Raw genomic sequence first — 12,199 nt, forward strand, 5'->3', positions numbered from 1 at the left:
CTCACCTTGTTTTGAATTACAACCTCATTATAGAAAGGAATCCACCCGCAGTTAACCCCTCAAAACTCGTATTTACTGACAAACCAGCCGCGATTATGGAAGCTTTTCCACATAGGGAAGCAGCAGCTCAAAGCATTTCCCCTGCTCCAGCTTCTTCATCCGCAGGCCATTGGGTTCACCAAAATAGAGCCGGATCCGCTCATGAACATTACGGATGCCAAAGGAGTCCGGATCGGGAACCTGCTCGCTGAGCAGCCGCTGTACCCGCTCCTCGTCCAGAACTTGTCCATCATCAAAGACACCAATGCAAAAAGCATCCTCTGCAGCACGCCAGCCTTCAACCTTGATAAGACTTCCACCCGCCTGGCGGCTCATTCCGTACATGATGGCGTTCTCCACCAGCGGCTGAAGCGCGATTTTCACAATCTCCTGCTGCATGAATTCCTCAGGGATCTGGATGGCAATCGTAAACCGCCCCTTGTAGCGGATTTGCTGCATGCCAATATAATTATTCAAGTGCCTTAGCTCCTGCTCAACGGTCACGACATCGATCTGATCCAAGCCTCCTCGAAGAAAGCCGCTTAAATATTCAATCATGCTGGTGAGCTCCCGATCCTTGTGCTCCAGCGCTTTCCACTGGATGGTATCCAGGCTGTTGTAGAGAAAATGCGGGTTAATCTGATACTGCAACAGCCTCAGTCGGTACTCCTTCTTCAGCACCTGCTCCTGGCCGATTTCCATTAACAGTTCACGAATCCCGTCATAGAGGACGCCAATTTCATCCGCCCGCACCAAAGGCGGGATGTGCAGGTTGGCCCCCTCGCTTTTCTTCCGGACAACTAGTAGGGCCAGCCGTTCAATCGGACGGGAGAAATTCCGTGCCAGCCGGATGGAGAGCAGCGTCATACCCAACAGCAGTAGCCCCACCAGGCCGATAGTCCATTGATACACCTTGTAGAGCGGCAGCAGCACCTGATGACGCGGCACAATGCTGAGAAGCATCCATTCCGCCCCAATCGTCCGTATGGAATAATAGCTGTCCCCTTCTGTAAAGCTGTATTCCGGCTTGTAGAGACTCTTCTCTTCAGGAAGACGAAGGATTCTCGACTGGAGCTCCGAATTCTCCTCTGTTCCCGGAGAACGGATTAATCTTTCATTCCCGGCATCGACAATCAGATACTGGCTTTGACCTAGATGCTGCGGCTCCTCCAGCATCGCGCTCATAGAGCTGTACGGGATGGTAATCAGCAGACAACCGTGCAATTGCTGAGCGGCAACGCTTCCTAAAGGAACGATCCAGGTGAATTCACCCGTTGTTTTATCGTCAGACAGCCAGTAAACGCGTTCAAGCGTTCGTTTGTCCAGAGAAAAGCTTTCAATACGAGCGGGATCATTTTTCACAGGAAGGCCGTAGCTGGAAAGATAGTGATTTCGGGGTAAGAGAAAGGAAACGCGAAAGTCGGCGTTAATATACTTAATATTGCTCAGATACTGAGATAGCCGGTTGGCCACCTCAACCTGTCTGAGAATAGGAGCTTGCGGATTTGCAAAAGCCTGCATCAGCTCATCATCCTGAAGAAGCAGCCCCTCTGCTGTTTTAAATTCCTGGTACAGCTGTCCCAGAGGGGCAGCTGTGCGAGACAGGATCAAATCCGCGCTTTCTTCCAATTGCCGGGTAAATAAATTGGAGGTCACGAGGATATTAACAAGGCCGACAGCCAGTAGTGGAAGGAGCGCCAATGCGAGCATAAGCAAGAACAGCTTTTGGTGAAAACGGCGGAAGGGAGGGCGGCGCTGCTTCATACAAGAGCCCCCCGATATTCCGAAGGTGTCATACCATATTCCTTTTTGAACAACTTCACAAAATGCTCTACCTTGTTGTACCCGACTTTATAGGACACCTCATAAACCTTAAGCGTGGGTTCCTTCAGCAGCCTGATTGCTGCGCCCATGCGGGCCCGAAGCAGGTGAGCACGGAAGGTGACTCCCGTTTGCTGCTTGAACAGCTCACTCAAGTAAACGGGGGAAAGGCCTAAATCCTCGGCAATGGTGGTCAGCTGGAGATCCTGTTCGTATTCCCTGCCAATCCGCTCCAGAGCAAGACGAATCAACCGATGAATTCCTTTACCATGCCGCTGACGGAGTAAATGATGGATCTCGTGGGTAAAGAAATACAGAAGTTCCTTGATTTTCGTATGACCGGAGATGCGCATCCTTAAGTCATCTGTATTCGGCAGGAGTCCTTCACCATCAACCTGGGCATGCTCCCGTATCGTGGACAGCCATTCAAAGCACCAGCGCTTCGCCGCATTCAGCTCCCATTCCATAAAGGCAGGAGCCAATTGGTTTAGCCACTCGATCACTCGGTCTGTATCTCCCTGCAGCATCCACCCAATGAGCTCCGCCATAGGCTTCGTCCATTGAACATAGGCCATTTCGTCACGGGACGGCAAAAGAAAGCGAACCGGCTCCTCCGGATTCGCTCCCATATATTCCATCATTTTCTCCGTTTCCCAAAACAATCTAGACAGTTGGAGCGGACTTTGTCCAGACTCTGAAATCATAATGTGTACTTTCTTTTTGGTGAATCGGTCTATAGAGTCGTATAATCGCCGGGCAAAGACGAGGAGCTCCTCTTGGGAGGTGATGCCTCCCGTAACCAGCAGCCATTTACCGAAGGAAAGGCGAATCGGGCAAATAGCATCGTATTCGGCTATAAGCTCGAACATGACATTCTGCACGGCAAACTGGTCAGTCTTAGCAGACTCCATATGACCGTGTTGATCAGCCCTATCCAACGTAATCAGGTGCAGTCTCAACTCGCCATCTAGCAGCCATTTCAGCCCTACCTGAACACACTCCTCTTTCCACTCATAGCCAGGTTGATCTCCTAATATGAGCTCCTGAATATACTGGGAGCGGATGGATTCCTCATAATATCGATTGCGGTGGTCACGTTTTCTTAGCACCTTAAGCTGCTCCAGCCTATCCACCTGCTTAAGAAGAACCTGCAGTAATTCTTCAGGCTTCGTCGGCTTGAGTAGATAATCCGTTACACCCAACTGGAGTGCTCTGTGGGCATATTCGAATTCACTGTAAGCACTGAGAATGATAAACTGGGTATTCGGCCGATATGCCTCAGCCCGGGCTATCATCTCTAATCCTGTCATATCCGGCATTCTGATGTCGGATATGACAATATCCGGAGATACAGTCCGGATTTGTTCCAGGGCGCTCTCTCCATCCTCTGCTACACTGGCAACCACGAGATCGTATTCTTCCCAAGGAATAATTGTGACTAGTCTTTCCCGAATAAAATGCTCATCATCCACAATCAACACTTTATACATGCTGCATCCTCCGATCTGTTAACCCTTCACAGCACCTTGCGCAAGTCCACCTACAATTTGCCGGTTTAATACAATAAATACGACGAGTACGGGAATTACAGAAATCATCGAGCCCGCCAGCAACAAGTTCCAGGCCGCTGCTCCAGAACCCATATTCCGCAGTTCAACCACACCTACAGTCAGTGTTTTGGTATCCGGATTACCGATACTCATGACTAAAGGGAAAATATAAGTGTTCCATTCCGCAATAAATTCCAACAGGAAAAAAGTAGCGGTAATCGGAGCCATCAACGGCAGTGTCAGTCGGTAAAAACGCTTGAAATAGGATGCCCCATCAACAATTGCCGCCTCATCCATCTCCTTGCCGAGCGATTTAACGAAGCCTTCGTACAAGAAAACACTAGCCCCCAAACCATACAAGGCAGCAAGAGGGATCGTAAAAATACTGTTCGTCAATCCCCAATCCACAGCGAGCTTGAACTTGGGAAACAAGGTCATCGGACCCAGGCTGACGAACATCACCCCGATAATCAACAGAGAGAGCAGTCGTTTGCCAGGAAATTTGGTTCTTGCAAAAACATACCCAGACATCGCCCCCATAAACACACTCAGCCCAGAGCTGACCGTAGCAAAAATCACCGAGTTATAGAAATACAGGGAGAAATTCAGCTCTTCCCATACCTCCGAATAGTTGGAGAATATCCACTTCCGGGGTAGCAAGCCGCCACCTGTAATCAGTTCCTGATTGGATTTGAAGGAATAAAACAAGACGTAAAGCACCGGAATCAATGTTAGGAAGGCGACGACAGATAAAATTACATACTTTAACCACTTTAACAGATGTTTCACCTTACTGTCCTCCTTAATTATGATAATCCATTTTCTTAGTCAACTTGAAGTAGCCTATCGATATCACGACCAGGATAAGTGCCGTAAACACCGCCACCGTTGCCCCGTAGCCATAATTGGTGCCTGCATCTCCTCCGAAAAACTGATGAAAAATATACAAGAAGGTCAGCTCGGTAGCATAGTTCGGTCCACCATCAGTAAGGACGAGAAAGGGGCCCATCGACTTGAGTGTCCCTAGAATAGACAGGAACAAAATCATCTGCAGAATCCGCCCCATCATTGGAAGGGAGATATAACGCACCCTGGTCCACCCCGTAGCTCCGTCGATATCAGCGCTTTCATAGACATCCTTCGGAATGCTGGTCAGACCTACAAGAAAAAGCAGCATATTGATCCCGAAATTCTGCCAGGCGTCTAAAACCATCCCGCTAACAAGAGCTGTCCACCCGCCTGACAGGAAGGCAATGGGTTGATCGATCAGGTTTAAGGCGAGCAGCAGCTGATTAAGCCCCCCGTTGTACGGGTTCAGCAGGATATAAACCACCAAGGCCATCGTTGAGGCCGGCAGAATGTAAGGCATAACAAACATGGCCCGAAACACATTTTTTCCTTTCATTTGCGAACTGAGTAACAGAGCCAGCATAAAGGCAAGAGGAATCTCAAGGATGATTTTCAGGGAGAAAAGAGCCTGCTTCCAGAGGCTAGACCAGTAAATTTGATCATCCATCAGTCCTCGAAAATTAGCCAGCCCCGTAAACCGCTCCGGCCTAACTCCATCATAGTAATAAAAAACGTATTTAACCGCCCAAGCAATCGGGTATAAGGAAAAAATAACAAAGCAGCAAACAGGAATCAGCAGCATGAGGTACGCGGCGCCATAATTTCTCCAAAAGAGTCGAAAGGGGTTTAGGGCTCTCACACTCACAGCCGGAGTGATGTCAGACTTTACGGATAAATCAGTCATCCCTTCCGTCCTCCTTTATTCCATCTGCTGGCAGAAGGCCTCGTAGCCCCAACGAGGAAATCCAATGCTTCACGCTAGTATTCATGGGTATTGCCCCCTTCTTTGTATTGGTAACGCTATTATAGCACCACCCTTTTCGACTATCCCCCCCTTAAACTTTATATATACTGCACATAACAGGAGAAATTCTAGCCCGAGATTCATGCCCCTGCCAAATAACCCCACAAAGCGGAGTCTTTGCGTGGAAATGCGGGTAAGAGAAATCACCAGACATCCTTCTTGGTTGCCTGGTGATTTGTTAGGTTAAATGAATAAATGAAAAGCACAGCAGTCGCCTTTGTAGAGTAAGCGTCAAATAGCCCACACCTTGTCATCAAGATGAGGGCTAAGATATAAGCTGGATTAAGACTTAAACACGCGGCAAGTCAGCGGTAGTGATGTCGACCATGGCAATAGTTTGTCTAGCGCTTCTGGATCTTTTGGATCGAGTAGTTGCGGAAGCTGCTCGAATAGATACACCAGATATTTAAACGGATTCAGCCCGTTTTCTTTGGCTGTTTCCATTACACTATAGATGATGCTGCTCGCCTTTGCACCGCGAGGCGTATTGGCGAAAGGCCAGTTCTTTCTTCCAATGACAAACGGCTTAATCGCTCTTTCACTGCGATTGTTGTCGATCTCTAGCCGCCCATCCTCTAAGAATGCCGTCAGCTTGTCCCATTGGTTCAAGCTGTAGCCGATAGCTTCTCCAAGTTTACTCTTCGGCAATGTACGAGACCGTACTTGACGCAGCCATGCGAAATAAGCATCCAGAACAGGAAGACTTTTTTCCTGACGGATGGTGTAACGATCTTCTGGTGTCTTGTCTTTCAACTCGCGCTCAATGGTAAAGAGTTGATTGCAGAATTGCAAGCCCTACTGAGCAACCGTTTCTGTTTTATCTTGGGAGGCTGGTAATGCTTTTAGTGCCTCATCAAACTTGCGCCTCGCATGCGCCCAGCATCCCACCAGCTTGGCGTTTTGCACCTTGTGGTAGCCAGGATAACCGTCCACATGAAGGTAACCACGGAATCCCTTCAAAAAATTCCGTGGATGCTCGCCGCCACGTGTTGGCCGGTAGTCATACAGGACGATGGGTGGACCCATACGACCCGTTCGATACAGCCACAGATACGATTGCGATTCTGCCGACTTCTCCGGTTCGCGAAGCACTTGAAGGGTAGTCTCATCGGCATGTAGGATGTCCTGAATGAGCAGGTGTTCTCGCATACGGTCCGTTAGCAGCGATAGCCATTGATCCGCGCCGTACATCATCCAGTTGGCTAGCGTCTGCCGAGAGATCGTTAGACCCAAACGGGCAAATTGTTGCTCCTGCCGATACAGCGGCTGGCTGTCTACATATTTTTGACTCATGACATGCGCCATGATCGATGGGGAAGCCAAACTTCCCGGATAAATGGGCTTTGGCATAGGAGCCGTTACGATCGGCGTACGAATTTCCTCACGCTCACAGTGACGACAGGAATAGACAAGGCGCACATGCCGCGTCACCTTCACTTCCGCAGGAATGACCGCAATTTCATTTCGCGTCTCGGTGCTCATCTCATGAAGCGCACCTCCGCAGCAGGCGCAGACTTGCTCCTCCTCAGGCAACGTATACGTGATGGTCTCTACAGGGAATTGATCCAGCTTAGCCTCGCGGTTGCCGCTAGACTTTTTGCGGCTGTAAGTGACCGTTTCGACGTCCGGCTCCTGGGTGGCGGGTGTCGCCAGCACCTCAGCTTCATTAAACAGATTGAGTTCAATCTGATCAGGATACGTTTTCTCGCTCGAGGCGCCGAATCGCTTCTGCTGCGCAAGACGGAACTGCTCTTCGTACCATTTGAGCTTGGCCGACAGTTCTGCAATTTGTGCGTCTTGTTTAGCTGTTTTCTGTTCCAGTTCTTCTATTGTAAGGGGTTGATTTTCTGTTTGGTTTTCCATACCTTAAATGATTCGCAATGTAAGCAGAATATCCTACTTCGAGCTATGTCGAAATGGCGAACATTTTCGTTAAATGACCGTATTTGCGACGACTTGCAGGTGTGCTTGGCGCTGGCTGAGGGCAAGCCCATCGAGCAACCAACGAAGCTCACGGGAAGAGACGGTAACGGTGCCCTCATTCTCCTTTGGCCACTCAAAATGGCCTCGTTCAAGGCGACGATAGAACAGCCAAAAGCGTTGTGCTCCCAGTACAGGATTTTAAGCTTATTGCGCTCACGATTGCAGAACACAAACAAGCACGGAGAGAACGGATCGAGTCCAAAACCTGCTTGAACAAGTGCGGCTAACCCATCGATTGACTTGCGAAGATCCGTTGATCTACAAGCGAGATACACGCGCTGGACGCTTGGCAAAGTTAACATGGCGCCTCAAGTGCGAGCACGATTTTCGGAGTAAGTGAGGATCGAAGCCGGTTCGAAGCTCGATACTGGCTTGTCCGATACGTACAATCAGAGAAGACGAAAGGGTGCTAGTATCTTTATTTTCGGCCAACGTAAGTGGCACAAAACGAGGAGAAGGAGATGGTGCAGCCGGGGAAGAAACAGCTTTCGTTTTGCGAAGCCAGTATTTCAGTTGTTCTTTTGTGAAGGAATTGGCATTACACCAAGCAGCCATTGTGAGACCGCTGGATCTGTAATTTGCAACACGTTCTATCCATGCTTGGCGATGTTGTTCTCTCGTGGTCATGAGGCAACCTCCTCGATTGGGTTGCCTTCATTTATTTTCTCATGAATGGATTGGACGTTGAAGGTGGGCTGGGTTTGACGCTTACCAAACAAGTATCTGTAATTGTTTAGCCTGCTGCAGCGCTTGCGCGCAATTATTTGCTCCAAGCTTTATTGCAAGGTATCGTTGAAAGTGATGAAACCTTCTTTCGTGAGTCTATGAAAGGTCGTGAAATTGCATAAAAAAGACTTTAACAAAGTCAAAGCCTGTTCTAAACTATCAATCCCATATCTTAGGGCGGTCTATCCCCATTGTTCTCATATAGTTTAACAACTGACCTGTGTGAACAGCTTCGTGGTAAGCAATGCGTAATAACATATCCCCAAGTGTTTTAATATAACCACCTACATCATAAAGGTCTATTTCTATATTTTCTAAGTCGTTTATACTAATTGTTTTTATGTATTTCAAGAATTCCTCACGATAAGGCAGTGCAAATTCTAGTTCATCATCTACTGATGTAATTTCTTTTGCTTCAAAGGGATTATACAAATTAGATAGCGCTTTACTACCTCTCCCTATAAGAACTTGGTGAAAAAGAAACTCACCTTGTAATAAATGTCTAATCATTTCAGCACAAGTAAGAGCGTCTTCATCAGGTTTCCAATTTAACATTTCTTCAGGTATAGCTTTCCATACTTTTATACTTCTACGTCTAATTTCTTCAAAATTAATAATTATTAAATCAGTTGCATTCATCTAAACTCCACCCCCACTACAAATTGAAGCAATTCCGATCATCTCATTCACGTATTTGAAAACAAGGGTTACCCTTAGGCAGTTTGGTGAACCGCCATCAGGGTAACCCACCGATTATTACTCTACTTGCTCATTACCGCCAACATTCTCAATAGAATCGTTACAGCCTCTGCTCTTGTCGCATGAGCATCGGAATTGAATTGATTTGCGCCTGTACCTTCCATAATGCCAACCTTCTTTATTGCCGCTGCTACGCCTTTCACCCAAGATGGGATGTTCTTGTCGTCTGCGAAGCCGGTTGCAGTATTCACTTCGATTGACAGCTTAAGCGATTTTGCGATTATTGTTGCCATCTCAGCGCGTGTAATTGCAGTATTCGGACGGAAAGTGCCGTCCTCATAGCCTTTAATAATGCCTGTTTGTACCGCTTGCGCAACTGCCTTCCGTGCCCAAGACGGGCACTCCATTGTATCAGTGAACGTTAATGCCGCTCCTTCATCTTGTCGCTTCAGCGCCTTCATCAGCATGACCGCGAATTCCGCGCGAGTAACCGCATGATCGGGCTTAAAAGTCTCATCCGGATAACCTTCGACGATTCCGTCCTTTACCGCTTGAATAATGCCCGCCGCTGCCCAGTGTCCAGAGATATCGTTGAAGCTAACTTTCACTTCAGATGGCTGATCTACTGCAAGTATCGCATATTTCGTAAAATGATCAACCTCTACGCTGATCCGATTGCCTTTTACGATACCACCAACCATTACCCATTTCCTCATCGCTTCGTCAAAGTAGAAAATAGATGGTATTTGACCTTCCTCCAAGCTTGCTGGTTCAAAAACAATGGTCATCTTTACTGGTTTGTTGAAATTTTCCGGGAAATTTTTCAGAATTTCAAAGATCGGGCTGACGAGTACTTCATTATTCAGTAGTAGACTTTGTGTTTCCAATACTTTTTCGATCGTTAGTTTTAAATCTTTTTTTGTTGCGTTAGCCGGAATTTCAATCGTAATCTCATCGTCCAAATGAACCTCGCCAATTTTGCCTGTGGGAAGCGATATTACGCCATCCTTTGAGATCACTTTGCTGTCATTCGGTGGTGTTGGGACACCACCACCACCACTGCTATGGATCGCCGTCCATTTTGCGTACAGAGTCGTGTTCGCAATCACCGTATCCGTGCCATAGTTCCACATGGTAACGTATGTTGCCTCCTTATACCAACCCGCAAAATTGTAGCCGTTTCTCGTCGGATCCGCCGGTGCGGAGATCGTTGCTCCCGAGCTCACGCCGTATCTGCTTGTGACCAAGCTGCCTCCCTGCGTATCGAAGGTTACCGTGTACGTCGCCGCGGCCGTCGTCCATTTCGCGTACAGGGTCGTGTTCGCAATCACCGTATCCGTGCTATAGTTCCACATGGTAACGTATGTTGCTTCCTTATACCAACCCGCAAAAGTGTAGCCGCTTTTCGTCGGATCTGTAGGGGCGGAGATCGTAGCTCCCGAGCTCACGCCGGTGACGTTAGTGACCGCGCTGCCTCCCTGCGAATCGAAGGTTACCGTGTACGTCGCCGGGATCGCCGTCCATTTCGCGTACAACGTTAGGTTCGCCGTCACCGTATCCGTGCCATAGTCCCACAAGGTAACGTATGTTGCTTCCTTATACCAACCCGCAAAAGTGTAGCCGCTCCTCGTCGGATCAGCAGGGGCAGTGATCGTAGCTCCCGAGCTCACGCCGTATCTGCTCGTGACCAAGCTGCCTCCCTGCGAATCGAAGGTTACCGTGTACGTCGCCGCGGCCGCCGTCCATTTCGCGTACAGCGTCGTGTTTGCCGTCACCGTATCCGTGCCGAAGTTCCACGAGGTAACGTAGGTTGCTTCCTTATACCAACCTGCAAAAGTGTAGCCACTTTTCGTCGGATCTGCCGGTGCGGTGATCGTAGCTCCCGAGCTTACGCCGGTGACACTCGCGACAGAGCTACCTCCCTGCGTGTCGAAGGTTACCGTGTACGTCGCCGGGATCGCCGTCCATTTCGCGTACAGCGTTTTGTTCGCAATCACCATGTCGGTGCTAAAATTCCACAGGGTAGCGTAAGTTGCTTCCTTATACCAACCAGCAAAAATGTAGCCGCTCCTCGTCGGATCTGCCGGTGCGGAGATCGTAGCTCCCGAGCTTACGCCGGTGACACTCGCGACAGAGCTGCCTCCCTGCGTGTCGAAGGTTACCGTGTACGTCGCCGGAATCGCCGTCCATTTCGCGTACAGCGTTTTGTTCGCAATCACCATGTCGGTGCTAAAATTCCACAGGGTAGCGTAAGTTGCTTCCTTATACCAACCAGCAAAAATGTAGCGGCTTTTCGTCGGATCTGTAGGGGCGGAGATCATAGCTCCCGAGCTCACGCCGGTGACGTTCGTGACCGCGCTGCCTCCCTGTGTGTCGAAGGTTACCGTGTATGTCTCCAAGACCAATTCAGCCCGCATTACCGTCAACGTGTATGTGTTCTTTGACGTTCCGTCCTCCGCTGTCACGATTATCGTGATCGTGTTTTTGCCGACATCCAGGTTAACCACTCCCGATGCACTGCCGCTTACCACTACCATACCGTTTACCGTTATCGTTGACTTGCTATCTCTCGCCGTCGGCGTAATCGTGATGCTGCTCACACTGTTCGCCACGTCAGCAAAGTATTTCGTATAGTCCGTTGGGTCCTTCTCAGGCACCGTACCGCTCGATATCGTCAAACCGTTCAAAATCGAGTCAATGCTGAGCAAACGCGTCACCGTCAAAGTGTACGTCTTCGTCGTTCCGTCCTGCGCCGTCACCAGTACAGTAATCGTATTACTGCCCACGTTCAGATTAACCGGTGACCGGCTACCACTTGCCACCGCCATCCCGTTCACCTTCACCGTCGCCCTGCTGTCCGCCACTACCGACTCTACCAGGAGGCTGGTCACACCATATAAGTTGCTTAAAGCATAGCTGGTTTTGCCAGGTTCAAAATAAATGTTAAAAGCTCGACCATCATCTAGGAAAAAAGTCAAATTCCTCAAATCCGCATTGCTGTTCGCCGTCCACTTCGCATACAGCGTGATGTCCGAAGTCACCGTATCCGTGCTGAAATTCCACGGGTTGTTCGATGCTTTATACCAACCTGCGAAGGCATAGCCGATTCGTGTTGGAGCTGCAGGGGCGCTGATCGCGGCTCCCGAGCTTACGCCGGTGACACTCGCAACCGCGCTGCCTCCCTGCGTGTCGAAGGTTACTGAGAATGTTACCGGAGAGGCAAAAATCAAAGATGGAACCATTCCCGCTAGCATAAATAATACCGTTAATAAAGAAATACACCTTCTAATCATTGAATCTCTCACTCACCTTTTCTAAAGTACGAATATATCCCGTTATAAAATGACCATACGAATCAATTATAAATCTTTGAAAACATAAAAAGACCTACCCCGCGGGGCAATGTCATTAAGTTAAACTCAGAGACAAGATCGTGAATAGAAAATGAATCCGAAACGGCATAGGAAATAGTCCTATGCCGTTTCGAATTTTATACAAGCAAGAAAAA

The 12,199-nt window shown here is 48.7% G+C and carries 7 protein-coding genes and 2 pseudogenes; all 9 read right to left on the minus strand.

The window, feature by feature from the left end; translation table 11 throughout:
- Positions 1 to 93: 93 nt before the first annotated feature.
- The 9 genes and pseudogenes from AC6ESP_RS21885 to AC6ESP_RS21925 all read right to left on the minus strand — a co-directional run bounded on the left by AC6ESP_RS21885 (position 94) and on the right by AC6ESP_RS21925 (position 11,984).
- Positions 94 to 1,803 (minus strand): sensor histidine kinase, encoded by a 1,710-nt coding sequence (locus AC6ESP_RS21885; protein ID WP_497098860.1) that lies wholly within the window; start codon positions 1,801 to 1,803, stop codon positions 94 to 96.
- Positions 1,800 to 3,350 carry a response regulator transcription factor gene (locus tag AC6ESP_RS21890; protein ID WP_497098861.1) on the minus strand — a complete coding sequence of 517 codons (1,551 nt, stop codon included), beginning with the start codon at positions 3,348 to 3,350 and terminating at the stop codon, positions 1,800 to 1,802. Before AC6ESP_RS21890 ends, AC6ESP_RS21885 begins: the two co-directional genes overlap by 4 nt.
- A gap of 18 nt (positions 3,351 to 3,368) precedes the next feature.
- Positions 3,369 to 4,199, minus strand: a complete 831-nt coding sequence (locus AC6ESP_RS21895; protein WP_497098862.1) for a carbohydrate ABC transporter permease — start codon at positions 4,197 to 4,199, stop codon at positions 3,369 to 3,371.
- A gap of 13 nt (positions 4,200 to 4,212) precedes the next feature.
- Complete coding sequence (locus AC6ESP_RS21900; protein ID WP_497098863.1) at positions 4,213 to 5,163, minus strand: carbohydrate ABC transporter permease; 951 nt, start codon at positions 5,161 to 5,163, stop codon at positions 4,213 to 4,215.
- A 402-nt stretch (positions 5,164 to 5,565) separates the two neighbouring features.
- A pseudogene (tnpC, locus tag AC6ESP_RS21905) lies at positions 5,566 to 7,146 on the minus strand (IS66 family transposase).
- 69 nt (positions 7,147 to 7,215) lie between these two features.
- A pseudogene (gene tnpB / locus AC6ESP_RS21910) lies at positions 7,216 to 7,568 on the minus strand (IS66 family insertion sequence element accessory protein TnpB).
- Positions 7,525 to 7,893, minus strand: a complete 369-nt coding sequence (tnpA, locus tag AC6ESP_RS21915; RefSeq protein ID WP_497098864.1) for an IS66 family insertion sequence element accessory protein TnpA — start codon at positions 7,891 to 7,893, stop codon at positions 7,525 to 7,527. The pseudogene tnpB and the gene tnpA overlap by 44 nt, the downstream one beginning before the upstream one ends.
- Positions 7,894 to 8,151: 258 nt before the next feature.
- The gene (locus AC6ESP_RS21920; protein WP_497098865.1) at positions 8,152 to 8,631 is read right to left on the minus strand and encodes a DinB family protein; all 480 of its coding nucleotides are present in this window, start codon (positions 8,629 to 8,631) and stop codon (positions 8,152 to 8,154) included.
- A gap of 122 nt (positions 8,632 to 8,753) precedes the next feature.
- On the minus strand, positions 8,754 to 11,984 hold the full coding sequence (locus AC6ESP_RS21925; protein WP_497098866.1) for an InlB B-repeat-containing protein: 3,231 nt from the start codon (positions 11,982 to 11,984) through the stop codon (positions 8,754 to 8,756).
- Positions 11,985 to 12,199: the final 215 nt, after the last annotated feature.

It is taken from the genome of Paenibacillus xinjiangensis (assembly GCF_059686975.1).